Source organism: Nostoc sp. GT001 (genome assembly GCF_030382115.1).
In the GTDB taxonomy this organism is placed as follows: Bacteria; Cyanobacteriota; Cyanobacteriia; order Cyanobacteriales; family Nostocaceae; genus Nostoc.
The window spans coordinates 1009631-1035107 of the sequence record NZ_JAUDRJ010000003.1 but is presented as its reverse complement, the minus strand read 5'-3'; the positions used below and the strand labels follow the sequence as shown (position 1 = coordinate 1035107).

At 42.2% G+C, this 25477-nt stretch carries 15 protein-coding genes and 1 pseudogene; 12 read left to right on the top strand and 4 right to left on the bottom strand.

What is annotated here, in order from left to right; genetic code table 11:
- Window positions 1-203 precede the first annotated feature (203 nt).
- Window positions 204-878 carry a HupE/UreJ family protein gene (locus QUD05_RS07360; RefSeq protein WP_289795493.1) on the bottom strand — a complete coding sequence of 225 codons (675 nt, stop codon included), beginning with the start codon at window positions 876-878 and terminating at the stop codon, window positions 204-206.
- 240 nt (window positions 879-1118) lie between these two features.
- On the bottom strand, window positions 1119-1853 hold the full coding sequence (locus tag QUD05_RS07355; protein ID WP_289795492.1) for an SGNH/GDSL hydrolase family protein: 735 nt from the start codon (window positions 1851-1853) through the stop codon (window positions 1119-1121).
- 730 nt (window positions 1854-2583) lie between these two features.
- Between QUD05_RS07355 and QUD05_RS07350 the strand changes: the two genes are divergently transcribed.
- The 4 genes from QUD05_RS07350 to QUD05_RS07335 all read left to right on the top strand — a co-directional run bounded on the left by QUD05_RS07350 (window position 2584) and on the right by QUD05_RS07335 (window position 9690).
- Complete coding sequence (locus tag QUD05_RS07350; protein ID WP_289795491.1) at window positions 2584-3969, top strand: hypothetical protein; 1386 nt, start codon at window positions 2584-2586, stop codon at window positions 3967-3969.
- 582 nt (window positions 3970-4551) lie between these two features.
- On the top strand, window positions 4552-4833 hold the full coding sequence (locus QUD05_RS07345) for a hypothetical protein (RefSeq protein WP_094350381.1): 282 nt from the start codon (window positions 4552-4554) through the stop codon (window positions 4831-4833).
- A 104-nt stretch (window positions 4834-4937) separates the two neighbouring features.
- Window positions 4938-6110, top strand: a complete 1173-nt coding sequence (locus QUD05_RS07340) for a TRC40/GET3/ArsA family transport-energizing ATPase (protein ID WP_289795490.1) — start codon at window positions 4938-4940, stop codon at window positions 6108-6110.
- A 271-nt stretch (window positions 6111-6381) separates the two neighbouring features.
- Window positions 6382-9690, top strand: coding sequence for a GAF domain-containing protein (locus tag QUD05_RS07335; RefSeq protein ID WP_289795489.1), 3309 nt, complete (start codon window positions 6382-6384; stop codon window positions 9688-9690).
- A 772-nt stretch (window positions 9691-10462) separates the two neighbouring features.
- On the opposite strand, the pseudogene dnaN reads toward QUD05_RS07335, so the two are convergent.
- Window positions 10463-11605, bottom strand: a pseudogene (dnaN, locus tag QUD05_RS07330) (DNA polymerase III subunit beta); the annotation flags it as partial.
- A 525-nt stretch (window positions 11606-12130) separates the two neighbouring features.
- Window positions 12131-13333 carry an FAD-dependent oxidoreductase gene (locus tag QUD05_RS07325; RefSeq protein ID WP_289795488.1) on the bottom strand — a complete coding sequence of 401 codons (1203 nt, stop codon included), beginning with the start codon at window positions 13331-13333 and terminating at the stop codon, window positions 12131-12133.
- Between the two features lie 268 nt (window positions 13334-13601).
- On the opposite strand from QUD05_RS07325, the gene QUD05_RS07320 reads away from it, so the two are divergent.
- The 8 genes from QUD05_RS07320 (at window position 13602) to QUD05_RS07285 (ending at window position 25405) form a co-directional block, all read left to right on the top strand.
- Window positions 13602-14312: a pentapeptide repeat-containing protein gene (locus QUD05_RS07320; RefSeq protein ID WP_289795487.1), complete on the top strand. Its 711-nt coding sequence runs from the start codon at window positions 13602-13604 to the stop codon at window positions 14310-14312.
- 239 nt (window positions 14313-14551) lie between these two features.
- Window positions 14552-16027 carry a pentapeptide repeat-containing protein gene (locus QUD05_RS07315; protein WP_289795486.1) on the top strand — a complete coding sequence of 492 codons (1476 nt, stop codon included), beginning with the start codon at window positions 14552-14554 and terminating at the stop codon, window positions 16025-16027.
- A gap of 487 nt (window positions 16028-16514) precedes the next feature.
- Window positions 16515-16754: a helix-turn-helix domain-containing protein gene (locus tag QUD05_RS07310; RefSeq protein ID WP_289795485.1), complete on the top strand. Its 240-nt coding sequence runs from the start codon at window positions 16515-16517 to the stop codon at window positions 16752-16754.
- A gap of 4 nt (window positions 16755-16758) precedes the next feature.
- Window positions 16759-19893 (top strand): PAS domain S-box protein, encoded by a 3135-nt coding sequence (locus QUD05_RS07305; RefSeq protein ID WP_289795484.1) that lies wholly within the window; start codon window positions 16759-16761, stop codon window positions 19891-19893.
- Window positions 19890-20366 carry a response regulator gene (locus QUD05_RS07300; protein ID WP_289795483.1) on the top strand — a complete coding sequence of 159 codons (477 nt, stop codon included), beginning with the start codon at window positions 19890-19892 and terminating at the stop codon, window positions 20364-20366. Before QUD05_RS07305 ends, QUD05_RS07300 begins: the two co-directional genes overlap by 4 nt.
- Window positions 20366-22333 (top strand): hybrid sensor histidine kinase/response regulator, encoded by a 1968-nt coding sequence (locus QUD05_RS07295; RefSeq protein WP_289795482.1) that lies wholly within the window; start codon window positions 20366-20368, stop codon window positions 22331-22333. Before QUD05_RS07300 ends, QUD05_RS07295 begins: the two co-directional genes overlap by 1 nt.
- A 574-nt stretch (window positions 22334-22907) precedes the next feature.
- Window positions 22908-24134, top strand: a complete 1227-nt coding sequence (locus QUD05_RS07290; RefSeq protein ID WP_289795481.1) for a pentapeptide repeat-containing protein — start codon at window positions 22908-22910, stop codon at window positions 24132-24134.
- Between the two features lie 164 nt (window positions 24135-24298).
- Window positions 24299-25405 (top strand): TRAP transporter substrate-binding protein, encoded by a 1107-nt coding sequence (locus QUD05_RS07285; RefSeq protein ID WP_289795480.1) that lies wholly within the window; start codon window positions 24299-24301, stop codon window positions 25403-25405.
- Window positions 25406-25477: the final 72 nt, after the last annotated feature.

Sequence of the window (25477 nt, the reverse complement as noted above, 5' to 3'; positions counted from 1 at the left end):
TTCTTGGCATTTGTCCGGAAAAGGGGGAAAGGTTTGTTATTTTCCCTTTCCCCTTTAACATGCACCCTTTTCCCACCTCTTGCAAAAAGAACTTTTGCAAGAGGTCTATTGCTTGTTTATCCAGTCTGAAAACACAGTGGGGGCGCACAGCTATGTGTACGCCCCCACGAATGAATGTATTCCACTGTATTGAAATATCTGATTTAAATAAGCGAATTGCTCAAAAATACGATGCCGATCGCACACAAAGCAAAACCAGCAAGGCTGATTTTCCAGGGTAAAATTCGGTTTATTTCTCCCATACCCATCCCAACACCAATTTCTCTAGAACTCATGGCAACGGCAAACAGAGTTAAGGTAATACCTAGTATATAGGCAACTACTGATATCGTTCCTGCACTAACAATAGATTCAGCATTAGCGTAACCCTGAAATAAACCAGCACTGATGCCCATCAGAGCAAGCACCAGAAAGTTTAGTTGATTTGGCATCATCAGCATAGTACCAAAAACAATGGTAGAAATGGCGATCGCTATTTCTGTGCCTGGTAAATTTAGCTGAAATATATGAATTACAATGCCCAAAACTGTTGCCAAGACAAAACATCCAGTGATCGCAGCACCACGAACAAACACAGATGAGAGTAAGCCAATTGCAACAATACCAACTAAACAATTTAAACTAATTACTGGATCTGCCAATCCCCAGACAAAGGCTTCCCAGGCGTTAGAGATGTTATGGTCAAATGGTGTTCCACTCAATGAACTCAGTAAGCTAATTAAAATTAAAGCTGCGATCGCCCCAACATGGCAATCCATCAACTTTGAGGTCTTAAGTTCCCCCCAAGCACGGGATTCTGATAATTGAGTCTTGAACATCGCTATATACCAAATTAGTTTTTAGGTAATTTATACTACCCACCTACCCCAAAAAACTAACGTGGTAATTACCCTAAATCGTACTACCTTCATAAAGTTATGTAAAGCCGCAGTTGTAGAAAAAGCACTGAATACAGCAATTCGAGCAATCTCTTAGGCTAGTAGATAAAAAACTTTGCAATTAAGTGCATATTTTCTTTTTTATAAATTCGCTAATTAAATATATATAAAAGGTTATCTTTATATTTTTATGACGATGCTATAAACCAAATTTTTAATGATTTGGGCATCTGTTTTACTTAAACTTTCCAACTCAATTCTATTGTTTTCTTGTGGGTTACTAGAATCGCAACTACATATACGACGACTCAAGCCTACGGGACTATTCTCGTAAAATGTTGTATAGAATACACACGCTGCGACATACGATCCAATCGGACTAGGGTGGCTTTTATCGGAACTGTAAAGGTTTAATTTCGGATTTGCTTCTTGAACTTTTTGCCAAGCTATTCCCACAGGTGCAACTTTAGCTTTCAGTTCTTGAGCAATGTTCATGTAAGCATCAGTCAATATCTGTTGCGTTTCTGGTTGATTTTGCTTTGCCCAAGTCAAGTAAAACACTGTTTGGGAATTAACTCGCTTAATCTCAGCATCAAACAGAGTAGCGTACTTGTACATTTCCTTGGGATTAGTAATTGGTAAAGTACTTTGCTCTTGCAGTACTACGTAATCCCATCGTTTTGCTTTCAAAAGTCTGAGTGCTTTACCACGTTTCCAGTGGTTTTGAAGTGTAGCTCCACCAATCACAACCATTTCAGTTTCTAACTTTTTAGGTTCTTTTCCTGAAGCAGCCAACTGTTGTGTTAACCAAGGAAGATCGTTGAAATATGTATAGCTGTTGCCAATAAATAAAACTCTGATTACCTGCTGTTCAGCTACGGGGAAAGAATTTGTCTGAATCTGCCTTGCTAGCATTTGAAACAAGGCAATCATCAGAAAGAGGAATAAACATACATATACTATGTTGATTATATTGGTGTTGCTCATCATCTCTAAAACCTTTGGAGTATAACTTATTCTTGGACAAGATTTTTTTGGCAATAGTTCTGGTTATTGATGAGTATATGAAAGTTTTTCCCAAGATATTGCAAATTTTCCCTGCTGCGACTGGTTTGTTGTGAAGGTGGTACAACTTTGCTGGGTGACACTATATGCAATTGATAAATTTCCCTGCGCGGCTAATCTATACTCACTCTGTGCTTTATCTAAATCTTGTAACTGATCATAATTTATTTATGGTGTGAGCCGGAACTGATAAATCAATATGCACGATGTTGTGAAATTATCAGGCAGGATTTTTTTATGAACTTTTATAAAAAATTGGCTGGCTCTGCATAAAACTTGTGCGTCCAGCGTAAAGTAAACAGGTACTAGCTTGATGAAAATGAATTGTCGTTTACTTGATCTGGCATTGCCTAACCGTTGTTTAGAAACTACTGCTGATTATTATTCGCCAGAAATATTCTCTTAATCCCAATGGGAAAATCGTGGACAGCAGAATAATGAATAATTGCTTACCCCGAATTTTTGATTAGATACGAAAACTTTTCAAACTGCTGAAATTCTGACTTAAAAAATTCTTCTTCAAAGAGTAAGACTTTCAGGGTTTAAAACTTGATCGCACACAATCGCGGAAAATTATATTATGTCCAGACTAATTGTTTCTTTACCCCCATTCTTAGGCACTTCTGGTTCCGATCTAGTGGTGGGACAAGAGGATAACGCAATCCCAGCAATTGGAATTGAGGTTCTAAAAAACGGAGTCATCGATACTCAAGCAGGTAACGATACTATCGAGGGTAGTGGCACTGGCGGCGACGACACTGACGCTGGTGGCACAGGCACAGGCATTGCTAACAGTGGCATCATCAATGCAGGGAGTGGAGACGATACGATCTCTGGCACAGGCAGTGGTGGTTCCGGGTATAGAAACTTTCAACCTGGTACAGGAATCTCTAACACTCAGGGTGGTTACATTAATGGAGAAGACGGAAAAGATTTGATCAAGGGAACCGGAACGGGAGGTGACGGAAATGGTGGAATAGGCCTCCAAAACACTCAGGATAGCCGCATTGATGGAGGATTTGGGGATGACTCTATCGAGGGAACTGGAAGTGGAGTATTTGAGGGGAATGCTATAGGAATCTCTAACACTGAGGGCAGCAACATTAATGGACGAGAAGGGAACGATTCCATTAAGGGAACTGGAACTGGTGGAACTAGTAGTACTGGAGGAGAAGGTACAGGTATCTTCAACAGTGGTGGTAGCAACATTAATGGAGAGAAAGGAAACGATTCTATTGTTGGTATCGGCAAGGGGAGTGATGCAAGCGAAGAACCTTTTAGATCGTACTATGCGGGTAGGGGTATAGGCATCTCCAACAGCAAGGGTAGCACGATCGCTGTTGGGCAGGGAAACGACTATCTCTCTGGCACAGGCACAGGCGGTGCAGGGTTCTACGCTGATGACCCTTTTGGGCAAGGGCCAGTGGAGCTTGCACCTGGTGTAGGTATAGGCATTGTTAACAGTGGCACAATCAATTTAGGCGATGGCAACGATACCCTCATTGGCAGTGGCATTAGTCAAGGCACAGGTATTCTTAATACTGATGGCATTATTTATCAAGGGGCAGGAGATGATATCCTTACTGGCTATGGCGCCAGCGTTGGTATTCAAGGCGGCACGATTGATGGCGGAAACGGTAAAGATGAATTCAAAGCCCGTCGAATTGATGCTAACGGTAATACTGTTTTAGACCAAGAGGGCGCTATTGCCGATGTCTTGATTAAGGGTGGAGGTGGCGACGACATATTTGATGTTGGTTACGGTAATGCCACGCTCGATGGTGGATCGGGATCGGATAAGCTAATTCTGTCTAATTTCAAAAGTGATTATATTATTACGGGTACAGGCAGCCCCAACAATTACACCATTAAGCGGGATCAATTTACCTTGAATGTCTTGAATGTTGAGGAAATTGCCTTTAGTGGCGTTCCTCTACAGCAAAATGTACTTGGGACAGTGAATTAAGAATTTCCAACAAATAAATTATCCAATCTTGTGGAGTGGGATGAGGGCTTGATAACCGCAGCAGTCGGTTATCTCAAGTGCAACAAGAACACTTCACTTTTTGTAGTGCTAAAAATTACCCAAAGTTAGCACTACAAAGAGTAATATCATGTTCGCTTGATTACTTACTAAACCCGAAGAACCCCACCCCACCAAAGCTACGCTTCGTCTCCCCTCCCGAAGAGCCTATGGTGTACACACAAGTGCTTTCCACATACGTTTCAACTCTTTTATCCACATTTTTGTCAGATGTCAGAGTTAAGCTGTCATACTTACCGATATTCCGCCCAGAACTAAAGTTCAGGGCTAATAGCTGAAGTCCACTTAAGTGGACTGAATAATCAATTTAGTCCACTTAAGTGGACTTGGGCTATGAGACTCGGAATTTATTCCCAGGCGCGATGGGAACGCAGTGCGAGATTTATTAATAAAGATATGGCTGCGACAAGACTTGTGTATACACGGTAGCCCTACCGGGGATTGAAACAAAATCCCTCAATACTTTAGAGTTAATAATAAACTCAACTTCAAAGCGCGATCGCAATGACTGATAAAGAACTCAAACATCTAATTGAGAGTAATGCTAAAACAGTCCAAGCTATGTTAGATGAAATGGCGGAAGCACGACAAGAACGCCAAGAACTCCGAGAAGGAATGCTTCAAATCCAGAATGCAGTAGCACAATTAACGAATATACAAGAGAGAATAACCAATCTACTAATTTCTATTGATGGTGATCGCCCCACAATTCTTAAAAAACTCTCAGCACTGGAAACTAAGCTCGATCAGTTATTGCAGCAAAACCCAACGGATGAGTTAGGGTAAACACTCATAATAATGCCTAGACGTGTTGAAACAACATTTATTTTCCTTAAACAGTCGATAATGTAAATAAATGTAAAAAAATCTCAGGCAGGATAAAAGCATCTATGCGTGTAATTTTAATGACTGGTAAAGGCGGCGTGGGCAAAACTTCCGTCGCTGCTGCAACTGGGCTGCGTTGTGCGGAACTAGGCTATCAGACGTTGGTTTTAAGTACAGATCCCGCCCACTCCCTTGCAGACAGTTTTGATATGGAACTGGGACACGCACCCCAAAAAATCCGTCCAAATCTGTGGGGTGCTGAACTGGATGCGCTGCAAGAACTGGAGGGAAACTGGGGTGCTGTGAAACGTTATATTACCCAAGTTTTACAGGCAAGGGGTTTAGATGGCGTACAAGCGGAGGAATTGGCAATTTTACCAGGGATGGATGAGATTTTTGGTTTGGTAAGGATGAAACGCCATTACGATGAAGGTGAGTTTGATGTTTTAATTATCGACTCAGCCCCCATAGGCACAGCACTGCGTTTGCTGAGTTTACCTGAAGTCGGTGGCTGGTATATGCGCCGTTTCTACAAACCATTTCAAAACATCTCGGTAGCACTTCGACCCCTAGTTGAACCTTTGTTTAGACCAATTGCTGGTTTTTCGCTACCTGATAAAGAAGTAATGGATGCACCTTATGAGTTTTATGAACAAATTGAAGCTCTGGAAAAAGTATTAACAGATAATACTCAAACCTCAGTGCGTCTTGTCACTAATCCCGAAAAAATGGTGATTAAAGAGTCACTTCGTGCCCATGCTTATCTGAGCTTATATAACGTTGCAACAGATTTAGTCGTGGCGAATCGGATTATTCCAAGTGAAGTTCAAGATCCATTTTTCCAACGTTGGAAGGAAAGCCAGGAGCAATATCGCCGAGAAATTCATGATGATTTTCACCCTCTGCCTGTGAAAGAAGTTCCCCTATTTTCTGAGGAAATGTGTGGATTAGCTTCATTAGAACGCCTGAAAGAAACTCTTTATAAAGATGAAGATCCAACTCAGGTTTATTACAAAGAAACAACTCTTAGAGTAGTGCAAGAGGAAAACCAATACAGCTTAGAACTTTACTTACCGGGTATTCCTAAAGACCAAGTTCAACTCAGTAAAACTGGAGACGAATTAAACATTACTATTGGCAACCATCGTCGTAACTTAGTTTTGCCACAAGCCTTAGCAGCACTACAACCAGCCGGAGCAAAGATGGAAAATGACTATCTAAAAATCCGCTTTGCTTAGAACACACGAGTTTAATTTTGTTGAACATTAGTCTGTCAACAAAAAGTTAAAACTAAAAAGCAAGAAATTTCTCTTGTAGCTAGTACAGACGCAATCTTTTTAGCGTCTGTTTTTATGATATTTTGGTGAATTTTAATAAAAGCCAAAAAAATATTTTTATTAATGATTTGACCGTAGTTTTACTGAAGACAAAATGATGAAATAAATTTCACAATGTCTTTAGATTTAATTATGCCAGTTTTCAAATTATTAATTTATTTTGCTATAAACAATGACCTCTAATCCTGAACAAGATTTGCCCTTATGTAGCGATGAAGAAAGTTTACTACGCCGCATTACAAACCGTATCCGACGCAGCTTAGAGTTAGAAGAAATTATCACAGTGACAACAGCAGAAGTGCGATCGCTATTAAAAACTGATCGAGTGATGATTTACAAATTTCATCCCGATGGTAGTGGTCAAGTGATAGCTGAATCGATTAATAAAAATTGTTTGCCGTCGCTACTGGGGTTAAATTTTCCCTACGATGACATCCCATCCGATGCCCGTGAACTATTTATCAAATCACGGGTGCGTTCTGTTGTGAATGTTGAGACTAAAGAGATTGGTCAAATTCACCTGTGTGACTTGGATAATGGAGAAACTATCTCAGAGGAGATCCATTACCGCCCTGTAGACCCATGCCATATTGAATATTTGACGGCAATGGGGGTAAAATCTTCTGTAGTAGCGCCTATTCTCTATCAAGAGCAACTTTGGGGGTTGCTAGTTTCTCATAATTCTGAAGCGCGTTTGATTTCAGAATATGAGCTAGAAGCAATACAAATGGTAGTCGAGCAGCTGTCAATAGCGATCGCTCAAAGTACCCTTCACACTCAAGTTCGCAAAACAGCCGAACGAGAAGCGATCGTTAACCGCATTGCTACCCTACTACATTCACTACCAACAATTGTCTTACAGCCAGCCCTAGAAGCGGCTGTTGCTGCCTTTGACGGTGTTGGTGGCAGGCTTTGCATTAGAAATGAAGCTCTTGATTTCCACAATGGCAACGTCACCAGCTTAACAGAATGCTTAATACCAGGAAATACTTGTATCAAGCTTTATATCTGTGGACAGCAACCTGTAATGCCAGAACAAACTATATATCCACTGATCGAGCAGTATAGTGTCTGGCAAGAATACTACAAGTCTAGTAAATACGATGTTTGGGCGATTTCAGATATATATAACACTCCTGGCTTGCGAAGTTTACAAGTCGCTTTTCAACCAACTAAAATTCGCAGCGTGTTGATGATCCCACTCCAGTATCGTCAGCAGTTGTTGGGCTACTTAAGTATTTTCCGCAATGAAGTAGACATAGAAACTTTATGGGCGGGGCAGCATGAGAGCGATCAAAGACAACTGTACCCCCGACGATCTTTTGAGGTTTGGCGCGAATCTAAAACAGCACAAGCTCAAAAATGGACAATTGAAGAGATTGAACTGGCTAGAAACCTTGGTAAACATTTTGCTTCAGCAATCCAGCAGTATGAATTGTACCAACAAGTGCAAACCTTCAATGAAAATTTAGAAAAACAAGTTAGAAGACGCACCGCTGAGTTACAACGCACAGCTGAACAAGAACAAGCTGTGTTTAAAGTTATTGCTGAGATTCGAGAATCTTTAGACACAAATACGATTTTTCAGACGACAACTAAAGAAGTTTGTCAATTAATCAAAGCCGATCGCGTTTCTGTTTATCGTTTCGATTCTAGTTGGGGTGGTGAATTTGTCGGGGATTTCGAGGCTGCTAGTCCATACTGGTCGAATGAGTCGGAACTGGGTATTAATACAATTTGGAATGACACCTATTTACAAGATACAGAAGGAGGACGTTACCGCCACAATGAAACATTTGCAGTCGATGACATTTACAAGATGGGGTTTACTCAGTGTCATATCGACAATCTAGAGCAGTTTCAAATTCACGCTTTTGTGCTTGCGCCGATTTTTGTTGGGCAAAAACTTTGGGGTTTGCTGGCAACTTATCAACACACTGGCCCCCGGCAATGGAAAACTTCTGAAGTCAATTTTCTCAGTCAGATTGCGGCTCAAATGGGCGTAGCACTTCAGCAAGCTGATTTACTCACTCAGACACAACAGCAGACATTAGATTTGCAACAAGCAGCAGAACAACAACGGGTATTGTTTGAAGTTGTGGCGAAAGTTAGGGAATCTCTCGATCTAGATGCGATTTTTCAGACAACTACTCAAGAAATTTGTAAATCATTACAAGCAGATCGAGTTGCAGTCTACCGATTCGAGGCTGATTGGAGTGGTGAATATATCGCCGAGTTTGTGGGTGATAGTTGGATAAAGTTAGTAAATTCTAATACTAATACAGTTTGGCAAGATAGCTATTTACAGGAAACCCAAGGTGGGCGATATCGTCACAATGAAACCTTTGCAGTTGATGATATCTATGAAGTTGGCCACTCTCAATGCCACGTTGCAGTTTTAGAGCAAATTCAAGCAAGAGCTTATGCGATCGCACCTATATTTATCGGGCAACAGCTATGGGGCTTATTAGCAGCTTACCAGAATTCTGCACCCCGCCATTGGGAAGCTTCGGAAATTAAGTTTATTACTCAAATTGCCAATCAGCTTGGGGTTGCACTCCAACAAGCGCAATTACATAATCAAACCAAAGAGCAGACTCAAAAGCTGGCTCAAGCTTTGCATGATTTACAGCAAACTCAAACCCAACTGATCCAAACTGAGAAAATGTCCTCATTAGGTCAATTGGTAGCTGGTGTAGCTCACGAAATTAATAACCCGGTGAACTTCATTTATGGCAACATCAATCATGTCAACGATTACACTAAAGATTTACTTGGTATATTAGACCTCTATTTGCAAAATGCTCCCAACCCTAGCTCTGAGATTCGCGATCGCGCACTTGATATCGACTTAGAATTTATCATTGAGGATTTGCCCAAAACTCTATCTTCCATGAAAATTGGGGTCGATCGCATCCGGCAGATTGTCTTGGGTTTACGGAATTTCTCTCGCCTTGACGAAGCAGAAAAAAAACCAGTTGATATTCATGAGGGTATTGATAGCACCTTGCTAATTTTGCAGCATCGCTTGAAAGCAAAACCAGAAAGTCCAGCGATTCAATTAGTCAAAGAATATACTAACCTTCCTTTAGTAGAGTGTTATGCTGGGCCGCTAAATCAGGTATTTATGAATGTTTTAAGCAATGCGATCGATGCTTTAGAAGATTACACGCAATCTCAATCAAAATCTCATAGCAGTCAAATTACTATCCGTACTGCTCTTGGAGAACTTGAAGGCAATATCAAGAGCGTAGTAGTTCGCATTGCAGACAATGGGCCAGGAATACCCGAAGCTTTCAGAGCAAGAATTTGCGATCCATTTTTCACAACTAAGCCAGTGGGAAAAGGCACTGGCTTGGGTTTATCAATTAGTTACCAGATTATTGTAGATAAACATGGTGGTGTGTTGAAATGTGATTCTCAGCCGGGGTTAGGTACAGAATTTTGGATTGAAATTCCGATTAAACAAATTCGTCATTAGTCATATCATGTTCGCTTGATTGCTTATTAAACCCGAAGAACCCCAACCCGCCAAAGCTGTGCTTTGTCTCCCCTCCCCGCCTGCGGGGAGGGGGTTGGGGGTGGGGTTATTTTATTATGGGTAATTTGCCGGACATGATATCATTTGTCATTGGCAAAGACTTTTACCTTTAGCTAAACCGTATTGCTCGATCTCTGACTTTTTGAAGAAGTTGGGGATCTAAATCAGGGTTAAAAGACATTTCATTCTAGAGTAATATCATGTCCGCATAATTATTTATTCTAATCACAGTCATTGCACCCCACACGCCAGATACTCCACTTGGGGAGACCCCATCGCCCTTGGCGTCTAAGACCGCACTGGCTCCCCTTAATCCCCTCTCCCCGCTCTTCGGGACTACGGTGTACACACAAGTCGAAAAATCCTCTACAGTGAAACTGTCACGCCCACCCATATCCCGCCCAGAACTGAAGTTCAGGGCTGATAGCGAAACTCCACTGAAAGTGGACTAAATAATTAATTCAGTCCACTTTCAGTGGACTTGGGCTATGAGACTCGGAATTCATTCCGAGGCGGGATCAAAACACAGTGCGAGATTCATTAATAAAGAAAGATATAGACTTGTGTGTACACCGTAGGCTCTTCGGGAGGGGAGACAAAGCGTAGCTTTGGCGGGGGTGGGGTTCTTTGGGTTTAATAAGCAATCAAGCGGACACGATCTAATTGGATTTTTACTTGATAAATAACCTCTAACTTCTAAGTTGCACCTAAGCATAGCTAAATAGGTCATTTTCAAAGCTCCCAATGGTGTAAAAATCACTGGAGTTAAGCTTTGATTTAAATGCATTTGAATTTCTGAAGATGGTAACTCTTTTAAGCCTTCCATCAAATATTTAATGTTAAAGGCAATCTCGATATTTTCACCAGAAATTTGTGCTGGCATCGACTCTCTACCACTGCCCACATCTTGAGCTTCACAAGATAAGGTAATTTCTTGGGCTTCGCTATCAATACTGAGCTTGACAATATTATTTTTTTGATCGGCTAACACAGCAATCCGCTCCAATGTGCTGACAAATTGTCGCCGTTCAATTGTCACTTGTCGCTCAAATTGGCGCGGAATTAATTGTCGATAAGCAGGATATTGCCCTTCTAATGTGCGACTAGTCAAGCGTTGGTTTTGCCATGCAAACACAACTTGACCTTGATCGAAATATAAAGCTACGGGTTCATCTGATGAAGCGCTATGAGCTAACATTCTTTGGAGTTCGCGTAACGCTCTCGCTGGTACTGTCACTTCTAGTTGACTAGTTCCGCCTAGAGGACGCTCGTTGCTAGTTTCTACGACTGCTAGGCGATGTCCATCGGTAGCTGCAAATTCTAGGGTGTCTTGTTTAACTGTTAAATGCACACCCGTGAGTACTTGCTTGGTTTCATCAGCACTCGTAGCAAACAATGAACCGCGTAATCCTTCAATTAATGCAGTGGTGGTGAGATGGATTACTTCTGTATTTTCAATTACAGGTAGTTCGGGAAACTCTTCTGGCCCCATTGCTCGGACTTGGTAATGTCCACTCTTGGGTGTGAGTGTAACTATTAAACCTTCTCCCCCGGATGTTGCACCTGTCAAGGCTGATTCATCATCGAGAGTGATTTCGCCTTCTGGAAGACGAGAGGTGATATCTACAAGTAATTTAGCAGGAAGTGCGATCGCACCACTTTGCCATACCTCTGCGTTAAAACTGGTGCGGATTCCCAAACTGAGATCGAAGGCTGTTAAGCTTACTTGGTTAGTTTCAGCATCCGCTTGTAACAGCACATTGGCAAGTACCGGATGAGTTGGCCGTGAGGGGACTGCACGACTAACGAGTGAGAGGTTTGTACTGAGATCGCTTTGGGAGCAAACTAATTTCATAAGTCAGATGCAGCTAGTGAAAGATATCCTAACATCCTTATGTTTATAGGCGATCGCTGCTGAGTAGTAAAAAGCAACCAACAAACTTGTATCTATCAAAATCGTAGAATAATAGGTCATAATTCTTGTTTCTTTCTCACAGAGTAAGCAAAAGCGATCGCTTCTACGCTTCAAACTGTAACAATTTAAACACTTGCAACACATGTTCTTCCATGTATAAGTTTTAGGCTGGAAACTCGCTCAGGTGGACTTGTGTATACACGGTAGCCTTAAAAAGGGGGGAAAGGGTAACTCGACTTGTGTGTACACTGTAGCCGCATTTCTCACAAGCTCAAGGCGTTTGATGGAGCAGAGGAGAAGTAATGAGTAATGAGTAATGAGTAAAAACTTCTTACTTCTTACTCATTACTTCTCCCCGGCACTTGCGCAGGCTTTAAGAGGTGTGGTGAGAAATCCGGGTGTAGCCGCTTGCGGGGAGGGGTGCAATGACTGTGGGAATCGCAACTAAATTATCCAGACATGATATTATTCAAAGCGAAAGCGTTCCATGAAGCGGCGGTCAATCCAATCTTTGTAATGCCACAAGAGTTTGTGAGGTGGTAAAGTGAACATACCTTTTGTTGCAATAGCTCTTCCATTTCCCGTACCAATTAAACTCAAATATTGTTTCTGTGGTACATAAGGTTTGAGCGACTTACCTAATAAAATTCCCTGTAAATTCTCAAACAAAGGTTTACCTTGCTTAACAGCAAATACCCCAGCTTTCGGACGTGGATGATTTACCATTGTAGCAATATCACCAGATGCAAATACCCGCGGGTGCGTTTGAGATTGCAATGTGTCTTCTACCAAAATAAAACCTTGCTCATCAGTTCCTAGTCCAGCGTTTTTTAACCATTCGGGTGCTGATGCTTGTGTTACCCAAAAAATTTTATTGCACTCTACTGTCAAACCAGATTCACATTTAATTTCAAATACTTCTTTAGCTTCATTCTGGGTTGTAGGTGCAATTTTACACACAGTTTCTCCCAGATTTAACTTAATACCTCGGTCAGTTAAAACTTGCTGAAGTTGATGCCGCACTGATTGATGATAATTAGGCATCAGTTCTTGTCCGCGTTGGAATAAATGAATTTCTAGGTTTTGAATAGGTTGTTGAGTTTCATGCAAAATCCGATGTAAATAAGATTGCATCGATAGCGCCAATTCTACACCGCCCGCGCCACCGCCTACGATCGCAATCCTAATTGGTTCTTGAGGATTTTTACTTACGGCTGCAATTAGTTCATACCAATGCTCTAATAGCTGCGATACTGGTTTAGCTGCGATCGCATATTCTGCCGCACCTGATACAGACAGTATGGCTGGAGTGCTGCCAATATCAATAGACAGCACATCAAAATCTACCGCAAGTCCGTTAGCACAAAGAACTTTGTTGTTTTTTAAGTCAAGGTCAACTACCGTGTCAATATACAATTGTACTTGAGCAAAGTTCGCCAAGGGTTGCAAGTCAATATGGCATTCATTGTGGCTGTAAAATCCGGCAATATGTCCTGGTAACATCCCAGAGTAGGCTGTCTCTGATGCTGTGGTAATCAGTATCAAACGTACTCCTGTTAACGGTTTGATACCGAACATTTTTATAACAATAGCATGGCTGTGACCGCCACCAATTAACACCAGATTTTTAACTATTGGTTGCATATTTTGCTGAGTTGTAATAGTCATTTTTAGTTAATCAATAATTATAAATAAGTCAAGAACATCATGACGAGAGTTAATTTTAAGTGAAGACTAAAGACTGGCGAACATAAATAATGATTGGGAATGGTAAGAGTATGTATGCTTATGTCTACTTTTTCAAAAGTTATATTTTCATTTTATTGGTTCCATTAGAATGTTCAAGTATTGGCTATGGATTAAACAATAGCAAATACTAATACAATATTCAATAAAAACTGGGGATTTAAATTTGTTTTTATTAATTACTAATGCTATGAAAAATATTTCATCAAAAACTCCTATTCAGCTATCAAAAATATTCCTGCGGATACCAGTTTTCCAGGAAAAAGTTAAACAGAATCAGCATCATTCTCTAAAACGACGCTTAATAAGAGCAAGCGAACAGCTAGGAAATAACACTATAGAAATCAGTCTAGCTATAATTAATGATTTAGAACAAATTGCCTATAGTTATCCACAGCACCACTGGAGGGTCGTAGACATTCTTACTACTTTTGTACGAAAAAATGCTCCTCATATGCCCCAGAAGGAAGTAACGAGTAACCTGTCAACAAAAATTCGTGTAGATATTCAAGCCGCCCTGACTGTTATTGCCAGAAGAGATGCAAACAAAGACCCAGTAAATAAGCAACTTGATTTGAGCTTCACGGATATGAGAGGAGCAAACTTGAAAGGGGCGAATCTACAACAGACAAATCTCTATCAAGCTAATCTCGCTGGAGCCAATCTCTATCAAGCTAATCTAGCGGGGGCAATACTTAGTGCAGCTAATTTAGAAGGAGCTAATTTATATCTAGCGAACTTAGAAGGAGCAATCCTTAGTGCTGCCAATCTAGAGAAAGCTAACCTTTCTGGAGCTAACCTGCATCGTGCTAGTTTATATCTAGCTAGCTTGCATGGAGCAATTCTATATAACACCATACTTGATGGAGCAAACCTCAGAGAAACCAAATTTTCTGAGTAATATATATCCGCTTGAATGAAAAGTTTTTTCCCTATTCCTATCCCCTACTCCCTATTCTCAGCGTAATTTGTAATTCTTGTAGCGCAAGCGTTTCTTTGTGTCGTGATGTAAAAGTATATTCGATATAATTCCCTAGTTCAATGAGTGTTTTGACACCTATTATAAATTTCTGCTAAATGCTATACTATTTTTCCTAAACATCTAAGTAATAATTCTAGGTTGTAAGGAAAATTTTTACCATGTCTTCTAAAAAGACAGACGCTCTTTTGAATTGGTTGATAACTTTAACAGCTGTATTTGGCTGCTCGTTGACTGTAATTTTCTTCGCCTTGTCCAATATTAAAGAATTGTCAATTCAAGAAAAAATCCAGTATAGAAACCAAGCTTTAACAACTACTGCAATAGTTTTTTTGGCATCGGCAGCAATGTTTAATACTTATTATGCAGCAAGGCGTGCCCAAGCGATGCAGAAGAGTGCGATCGCATCTGAGAAAAACTTAGAAATTGGCTTGCAAAACGCCAAACTCAATCAAGACAGATTGATTGCGGAGCGCTTTATGGGCGCAATTGCCCAGCTTGGACATGAAAAGGTGGAAACCCGAACAGGTGCAATTTATGCTTTAGAAAGGGTTGCTCAGGATTTTCCTCAAGAACACTGGACAATTATGGAAATTCTCACAGCCTTTGTGCGAGAGAATGCACCCATCCAGCACGTAAAAGGCGAGCAACAACAGCCGGAATATCAAGGAGTAATTTACTCAAGTCGGCGTCGAGGTGGGTCGCGTCCGACACCACAGTTGGAGCAAAATCTCCATGAAGAATTCCCCAAAATACGCACCGATATTCAAGCAGCCCTGACTGTTATTGGTAGGCGTAATTTACTTGAAGACCCAAAAGATCAAAAACTTGATTTACGTAACACCGACATTAGACAAGCAGACTTGCTAAAAACCAACCTGCAACAAGCTGACCTGCGTGGGGCTGACTTGAGTGGGGCTGACCTGCGTGGGGCTGACTTGAGTGGATGTGACCTGAGTGGCGCTAAACTCATTAGGTCGATTCTTTATGAAACCAAATTAATAAAAGCTAGTTTATATGGAGCCAACCTTTGTTGGGCTAACCTGAATCGTACTAATCTCTCTGGAGCCAACCTGCGTTCAGCCAACCTCTCTGGTGCAAGTCTGCGTGCTGCTAATTTACAAGGGGCGAACCTTTATAAAGCTAACTTGCAACAAGCGACCTTAAAAGTCGCTAACCTTTCTGGAGCAAAGTTGTTTTTAGCTAATTTGCAAGGAGCAAAATTGGGTAAAGCCAACCTGTACCAAACCGGTTTGATTGGTGCTAACCTCTGTGGGGCTAACTTAAATGGAGCTAACCTTTCTGGGGCTAATTTGAATGCAGCCAAACTCCACCAAACAGAAGTTTATTTTGCCAACCTCTCAGAAGCTAGTTTAACGGAAGCTGACTTATATCAGGCTAATCTGATTGGAGCAAACCTCTATAGGGCAACCTTTTATCAAGCTAACCTAACTCAGGCAAACATGATGGGAGCTAACTTTTCACAAGCTAACCTCAATGATGTCAAACTGGAAGGGACTATTTTGACAGGAGCGAAAAACTTAGAGTTACAGCAGATTAGAGAGGCACTTGGTGATCGCACCACTCGCCTACCTGATTATATCGAAGCACCCGCACACTGGCGGCAATTGGGTTAAGCGATCGCAGCATCATTAGTTATTTGGGCGTATTCTACCGTTTTCGTTTTACCAGGAAACAAAATAGAAATTGAAATTCCAGAAGCTGAAATAGGCGATAGCGTTGATGTGTTTGTGATTTTATCAGAAAAATCTAAACCAAAACATCATTCTGTACTCGACATTATAGAAGAAAGCCGTAGGAGACACCCTTCTCGAACTGCTGAGGATATAGATAGACAACTACAAGAAGTTAGTAGACCAAATTAAACTCATTATTCTGGCGATCGCACAACCATCCTACCGAAAAATCTTCATCTACCCAAACATTACAAAGCTCAAGTTTCATCCTTAGATACTGAAACTTAAACCTTTTAGCTTCATAATTGAACCTTTGAACTCAAACAGTTCAGTTAGAGACGAAAACAGAGAAAATATTCTCTAATTAAGGGATAATAAAGAGGACACCTGTCTTACGCCAATTATCCTATGGGGATAAAATACAGAGATGTCTGTAACAAAGCGGCTGGAAATTTTAGATTTAATTCGGGAACTTCGTCAGCAGCTCAATCTTTCTCAGAAACAGTTTGCTGCTAAAGTAGGAGTCTCCTTCAAAACAGTCAACCATTGGAAGAATGGGCATACAGTCCCTTCATGGATAGCGCTAAAACTAATAGAAGAAATGTTACGGAAGATGGGTGAACCCGGCAAAAGACTGCTAAATCAGTATTTTCCAGAAGCAGAGTAGGGTTATGAGTCGTAAGGCGAGGGCATCTGAATCCCAAAACATCTTTTCTGGCAATAGAGAGAAGGGCGCATTCATCCGGGAGAAACTCCTGCACTATGGTGTTGCTTTCCTATCCGTTGCCTTAGCACTGCGGGCAACTCTACTACTCAATCCATATCTTACTTCAACGCCTGGGGCGCTGTTTTTTGGTGCGGTGATGGTGAGTGCCTGGTACGGGGGCTTAGGACCAGGGTTACTTGCAACCCTTTTGTCTACTTTTGCAGTTAATTACTTCTTTTTTAAGCCACTCTATCCGCAGAACATTACAGATCCGAATATTTTAGTTCCCTTGGTAGTGTTCATGCTGACAGCAGGGTTAATCAGCTGGCTTAATGAATCACACCGCACAGCCCAACGGCAAGCTGAGGCGAATCTGAAGTCACTACGCGAAAGCGAGGCTCGATTTGGTCGCTTAACAGAATCCAATATTATTGGGGTAATTGTGGCCGACCTCAACGGCTTAATTGTTGAAGCCAATGATGCCTTTTTAAAAATGCTCAATTATACCCGCGAGGATTTGCGCTCTGGTCGAATCCGCTGGGGGGAGATTGTTCCACTCGAATATATTGAGGTGAGCGAGCGAGGGATTCAAGAACTGACAATTACTGGGAGTTGTAAGCCCTTTGAACAGGAATACATCCGCAAAGACGGCTCTCTAGTTCCTGTTCTACTTGGTTTTGCTAAACAGGGAGACCGGACAATCATTGGTTTTGTTCTTGACTTGAGCGAACGCAAACAAGCCGAAGCAGAAGCCCAGCATCGCTCCCACCAAGCAGAAGTTGCTCAGAGCATCCTGCAAATGCTCCTAGAACACGTCCCAGAGGGAATTACGATCGCTGGCGGCCCCCCTGATTTCCCAATCATCGCTAACAGCAAACTCGCGCAAGAGCTTTTGGGTAGACCAAGTGAATCTCTCGTTGGCATATCTTCTGAGTCTTATGTTCAGCTCTACGGTCTGTTCCTAGCTGATGGTGTAACGCCCCTTACCTTAGAGCAACTACCTTTATACCGTGCTACGCGCTATGGCGAAACGATCTGCGATGAAGAATGCATCATTGAACGTCCAGATGGTACTACAATTACAGTGATCGCCAATGTCGTGCCAATTCGCGATTCCCAAGGTGAGATTATTGGTGCCATAGATTGCTGGCGCGATATCACCAACCGTAAACTCATAGAAGAAGCACTGCGCCAACGAGAAACAGAACTTCGTTTAATTACAGATACGCTGCCAGTTCTGATTACCTTTGTAGATTCAGAACAACGCTACCGCTTCAACAACCGAGCATATCAAGATTGGTTTGGGCATTCGACGGTAGAAGTTTATGGGAAACATCTTTGGGAAGTATTGGGTGAATCTGCTTATGAAGTGCTTCGTCCTTATGTGGAACAAGTGCTAGCAGGAGAGCAGGTTACTTTTGAAAGTGAAATTCCTTATAAAGATGGTGGGACACGTTACATTAATGCCATTTACATTCCCCAATTTAATAGACAGGGAATTGTTGAAGGGTATGCGGCGTTAATCACTGACATCAGCGAACGGCATCGGGTAGAAGCTGCGTTGCGCGAAAGTGAATCGCGATTTCGCCAGATGGCAGACATTGCTCCCGTACTGATTTGGATGTCCGGCACTGACAAACTTTGTAACTACTTTAATAAACCCTGGCTAGATTTTACCGGGCGAACTCTGGAGTCAGAGATGGGCAATGGGTGGACTGAAGGTATTCATCCTGATGATTTTCAGCGTTGCTTGGATACATATACCAATGCTTTTGATGCCCGACAAAAATTTCAAATGGAATATCGCCTCAGACGCAATGATTACGAATACCATTGGGTTTTTGATACTGGTGTACCTCGGTTTGCACCAACGGGGGAGTTTCTCGGCTATATCGGCTCTTGTGTTGATATCCACGATCGCAAGTTAGCAGAAAAAGCGCTACGTGACAGTGAGGAGCGATACCGAATTTTAACCGAAGTCTCACCACAGGCTATTTGGATGGGCGATGTCTACGACGGGCTACGCCTACGCAATGGTGGTATTACCTATTGCAATCAATACTGGTTAGATTTCACCGGACTGACAATGGAGCAGACCACTGGCTACGGCTGGATTTATGCCATTCACCCCGATGACCGCGATCGTGTCTTTAAAAGTTCGATGCAAGCTATTGCTAACGCGACCAATTACGAAATAGAAGTTCGCTTCCGTCAAGTTTCTGATGGTAGCTATCGTTGGCATATTGTCCGGGGTTTACCATTTCGAGATCAAAGCGGACAGATTATCAAATGGGTGGGCATCGCCAGCGACATTCACGATCGCAAGGTTGCCGAAGCCGCCTTGCAACAACTCAACGAAATGCTAGAGCAACGAATTCAAGAGCGCACTGCCCAACTCGAAGCCGCCAATAAAGAACTCGAATCCTTCTCTTACTCAGTCTCTCACGACTTGCGGGCACCGCTGCGCCACATCGCCGGATTTGTCGAATTACTTCAGAAGCGCCATAGCTCAACAAGCTTAGATCAAACAAGTCAGCGCTATTTGAAAATAATTGCCGAAACTGCCAAACAGGCAGGAATACTAATCGATGAATTGCTGACATTTTCTCGGATGGGGCGCACCGAAATGCGCTACACCAAACTCAATATGGAGGAATTGGTAGAAGAAGTAAAACGCGACTTGATTGCAGAAACTCCAGGACGCACAATCCATTGGCAGATAAAGCCACTGCCAGAAGCGCAGGGCGATCCCTCCATGCTGCGGCTGGTGCTTCGTAACCTGATAGGCAATGCCGTAAAATATACCCAGACTCAAAACCCAGCAGAAATTACTGTTGGAAGTATTGACAATGAAAACGAAGTTGTCTTTTTTGTACAAGATAACGGCGTAGGCTTTAATATGCAATATGTACACAAGCTATTCGGAGTATTTCAACGCCTGCATAGCGACCCACAATTTGAAGGCACTGGTGTTGGATTGGCAAACGTGCAACGCATTATTCATCGGCATAATGGTCGAGTTTGGGCAGAGGCTGTAGTTGGCAGTGGCGCCACCTTTTATTTCTCGCTGCCTAAATTATCCCAGAAGGAGAGTAAATGAAAGAACTGAAGCGAATTCTGCTAATTGAAGACAGTGCCAACGATGCAGAGTTAATCCTAGCCGCTTTGTCAGAAAACCATCTCGCCAATGAAGTAGTGGTAGTACGTGATGGTGAAGAAGCACTAGATTATCTTTATCGCCGGGGGTTGTTCCGGTTGCGAATGGAAGGATATCCTGTTGTTGTGCTACTCGATTTGAAGCTGCCTAAAGTCGATGGGTTAGAAGTGCTGGCACAACTCAAATCTGACGCTGTAATGCGAGTAATTCCCATCGTGGTACTGACTTCTTCCCGCGAGGAACCGGATTTAGTTCGCTGCTACGAGTTAGGGGTGAATGCTTATGTTGTGAAGCCAGTAGATTACCATGATTTTGTCGATTCTATTAAGGGTGTCGGCCTATTTTGGGCAGTACTCAATCAGCCTCCTGTTGGTGCTTTACCGCCAGCGCCTCATCCTCAAAAGGAGAGCAACTGATGAATGTCCTGCGTTTCCTCCTTTTGGAAGACAGCTTGTTAGATACAGAGCTTGCCCAAATGATATTAACCGAAGGGGGAATTAATTGCGAACTGATCCGAGTCGAAACTGGTGCTGATTTCCTCGCGGCTTTGGAAACAGAGGCTTTCGATTTAATTCTTGCCGATTATGCCTTGCCCTCTTTTGATGGAATTTCTGCCTTGGAAATTGCCCGGAATCGTTGTCCTGAGATTCCTTTTATCTTTGTCTCTGCCGTACTGGGTGAAGAATTAGCGATCGAAGCTTTGAAGAACGGTGCAACCGATTATGTATTAAAGCAACGACTAGGGCGGTTAGTTCCCTCGGTGCAACGCGCATTGCGGGAAGCTAAGGAGCGGCGTAAGCGCAAGCAAGCAGAGGAGTCTTTACAAAAGAGTGAAGCCAAGTATCGCCGAATTGTTGATACCTCTTATGAGGGAATCTGGATGATTGACTCCAAAACCCGAACAGAGTTTGTGAATCAGCGGATATCTCAGATGTTAGGTTATCCGGCAGAAGAAATAATCGGTCGTTCTATATTTGATTTTATGGATCTGGCTGATGATATCGCAGATCGAGAGAAACTGGGGTGGTTCAAAGGAGAAGAGAGCGATCTCAAAGAAGGGCGATTGCTTTGCCAGGATGGTTCGTACATCTGGACACTGATTTCTGCAAGAGCGATTTTGAACGAACAGGGTGAGTGTTTAGGTGCGATCGCTATGCTAACTGATATCACCGATCGCAAACGCAGCGAATCAGAACGCGATCGCCTTTTACAACTAGAGCAAATAGCTAGGGCGGAAGCTGAGGCTGCTAACCGCATCAAAGATGAGTTTTTGGCGGTACTTTCTCATGAATTGCGATCGCCTTTGAATCCGATTCTCGGTTGGGCAAAACTATTGCAGAGCCGGAAATTTGACGAGGAATCGCTCAACAAAGCACTAAAAACTATTGAGCGCAATGCCAAATTACAAGCTCAACTAATTGAAGACTTACTAGATGTTTCTCGCATCCTCCAAGGCAAACTTAGCCTCAACACGATCCCAGTCGATCTGGTATCCACCATTGAAGGCGCAATAGAAACAGTGCATTTGGCAGCAGAGGCTAAAACTATTCAGATTGAGACAATGCTCGATCCAACTGTGGGGAAAGTTTTGGGCGATTCAGCCCGCTTACAGCAAGTTTTCTGGAATCTTCTCTCGAATGCCGTCAAGTTTACTGAGACTGAGGGAAAAGTAAATGTGCGATTGGAGCGCATCGACGCTCAAGCGCAGATTACTGTCAGCGATACAGGTAAAGGCATTCACCCTGATTTTCTACCTCATGTATTTGATTATTTCCGTCAAGGTGATAGTACAACAACTAGAAGATTTGGTGGATTAGGGTTAGGTTTAGCGATCGCTCGTCACTTGATTGAGATGCACGGCGGAAGGATTTGGGCTGAAAGTCTTGGCGAGGACAAAGGAGCAATCTTCACTGTGAGATTGCCGCTGATCAAAGACAGTGCAAAAATCAAGGATGACACAAATACTGATTCCTCAACTGCCGTTTTTTCCTCCTCTCCCCTCATGGGTTTACAAGTGCTGGTTGTGGATGACAATGATGATACCCGCGACTTTTTCAGCTTTGTGCTGGAACAGTTTGGTGCGATCGTCACCGCAGTAGCATCAGGATATGAAGCATTACAAGCGCTAACCCAGTCAAAGCCAGATATCTTACTCAGCGATATTGGGATGCCAGAAATGAACGGCTATATGCTGATGCAACAGGTGCGGACTCTCGAAGCAAAAGTCGGAGCAAAAAAGATACCTGCGATCGCTCTGACTGCTTATGCAGGCGAAATAAATCAGCAATACGCACTAAGAGCAGGATTTCAACAGCACATTGTTAAACCTGTAGCACCAGAGGAATTGCTTGTGGCGATTTCTAACTTAGTCCAATCTACTTAGGGTTTGCGATTAATCTGAGTAATTGAACTGGCTTAAGGTTACAGATTTTAAACTATTCTTCACAAGTAATATGGTCTTTTTAATTGCCTGGAATACTCCGGGTAATCCAGAAAAATGTTGTGCCCCAACAGCGTGTTGATACAAAAAGTTTATTCTCTTGTCAAAAATTTATCTCACCCTATTGACATTACTTTTCAAGTAATTGAACTATACTACTTTTCATTCCCCGTCTGGATTGTGGGCTAAATACCTGAAAATTTTATCAAATAAATCTGAGTCAAAAAGAGTGTAGAGATATAGCAGTACTAAGTCTCTACAAGGTTTCTGGATACAGCATATTTAATTTCACCAGATATCTAATCATTCGTGAATAATCAGAACCCTGGCTTCTCTAGAAAGTCAAGGGTCTTGTTCCTCACAAATGATTCAGGATTGTTATATAGATAATTTTTATATAGTGGATTTAAAGGTTCGCCAATTTTATCCGTGTTTGTACTCTATCATAACTTTACGGATACTCTTAGAATCAACCTAAATTTACTTCCGTAAGGAGTCGGATATGAAGACTTATGACATGTCTTTCATAAAGACCAATGGACTCACGACTTTGTTGGCATTTGTCTCAGTTATATTTATTTTATCATTCACTCTAATTATATTATTTTTTGAAAATATTCAAGGATTTTCAAATCAAGAAAAAATTGAATACATCACTCAAGCATTAACAACCATTGCCATCATTATTGGGGGATTGGCATTAATTCTTAATGCTTACTATACCTCTAGACTCTCTCTGGATGAGAATCACAGCTTGTTAACGCAACTGCTGGCTGGAACAATAGCTTGGGATAACAATATAGTAAATTGTATCAATCAGACACAACTAACTCCACAAGAAATTGTTTCTGAACGCTTTTCTAAAGCAATTGAACAACTGGGAAATGAAAAGATTGAAACGCGATTTGCCGCAATTTATGCTTTAGAACGAATTGCCAAAGATTCTCCGAAAGATCATTGGACAATCATGGAAATCCTCGCTGCTTTTATCCGCGAGAATGCCCCAGTGAATAGGGAATATGAGGATGAGTCGCTGCAATCATCAAAACTTCCTACAGATATTCAAACAGCCTTAACTGTGATTGGCAGACGCGATTCATCTAAAGATCCAGTCAATCAGAAACTCGATTTACGCAATACAGACCTCTGTAATGCAGACTTAACGGAAGCTAACCTCTCTAGAGCAATTTTCGTCGGGGCTAACTTGCAATGGGTCAATTTTACCAGAGTAAACCTCTCGGAAGCAGACTTATCTGTTACCTGTCTTTGTGGCTCAATCCTCTATGAAGCCAACCTGCAAAAAGCAATCCTCCCAGAAGCCAATCTTCAAGGCGCAGTTCTTAGAAAAGCGAACCTTTCTCAAGCCATCCTTTACGATGCCAACTTGGAAGGCACAGTTCTTTGTGATGCCAACTTAACAGGAGCAGTTCTTTGTGATGCCAACTTGGAAGGAGCAATCCTTTGTGATGCGAACTTGGAAGAAGTCAACTTTGAGGGTAGCAATCTCCAAGATACAAACCTAATTGGCAGTAACTTGCAAGGGGCAAAACTTGCTGGTGCTAATCTAGACAGTGCATTACTGAGTACAGCTAACCTCCAAGGAGCTAATCTCCAAGAAGCTAACCTTTGTGGAGCAAACTTGAGCGGCTCGGAAAACGTAGAATCACAGCAGATTGAACAGGCAATTGGCGATCGCACAACAATCTTACCGGAAAACTTGAAAATACCCCAACATTGGCGGTAATAACAAGCTAAAGTTTCAGCATCTAAAACTTGATTACACGATAGGGACGCATAAGTGTGCGTCCCTATGTGTTTAATTTAGTACCCAAAACTAAAAAATTGCCAAAAACCTGATAGATATTCTCTATCAGGCAAAATTTTCCGCAATTTAAATCACGAACAATTATGAAACGCCGAGAGGTTTTTAACACAGTAGCGATCGCCACTGCAACTGCTGCTAGTCTAGTTTCCTGTAGCCAAGCTGGTAAATCCCCTAGCGTACAAGCAGGATTGCCGAATATTCGTTGGCGGATGGCAACTAGCTGGCCCAAATCTTTGGGTACTTTTATCGGCGCCCAAACAGTTTCCCGGCGAGTTGAAGAAATGACCAATGGACGTTTCCAAATTACGCCCTTTGCCGCTGGAGAGTTAGTACCGGGATTGCAAGTACTCGATGCTGTGCAAGCTGGGACTGTTGAATGCGGACACACATCTAGTTACTATTACATCGGCAAAAGTTCAGCATTAGCCTTCGCCACCTCCGTACCCTTCGGTTTAAATGCCCAACAGCAGAATGCTTGGCTTTATAACGGTGGTGGATTAGAAGCCATACACAAAATTTATACCAACTTCAACGTGATTAGTTTTCCCGCTGGTAGTACTGGGGCACAGATGGGGGGATGGTTCAAAAAAGAAATCAAGTCTATTTCTGACCTTAAAGGTTTGAAAATGCGCATTCCCGGATTAGGTGGCGAAGTCATGTCCCGTTTAGGGGTGAATGTGCAAGTATTGCCTGGAGGCGAAGTTTATTTAGCATTGGATAGGGGAGCCATTGATGCTGCTGAGTGGGTAGGCCCTTACGATGACGAAAAACTCGGTTTAAATAAAGCCGCGCAATTCTACTATTATCCTGGCTGGTGGGAACCAGGGCCAACCTTGGATGTGTTAGTTAATCTCACCGCCTGGAACCGCCTACCCAAAGAATATCAACAGATTTTGAAGACAGCGAGTTTTGAAGCCAATTTGAATATGCTGAGTCAATACGATGCCTTGAATGGACAAGCGCTGACGCGGTTATTGGCTGGTGGTACAAAACTAGTTCCTTACAGCCAGGAGATTCTGCAAGCAGCCCAGAAAATATCTTTTGAGTTATTTGAAGAAAATGCCAGTAAAGATGCGGCTTTTAAGCAAGTCTACGAACAGTGGAAAGCCTTTCGACAGCAGATTTTTAATTGGAATCGTGTTAACGAATTAAGTTATGCCAATTTTGTCACTTCTAATAACATCAAGTAATATCATGTCCGCGTAATTAGTTATGCTAACCGCAGTCATTACACCCCACCCCTTAATCCCCTCCCCGCAAGC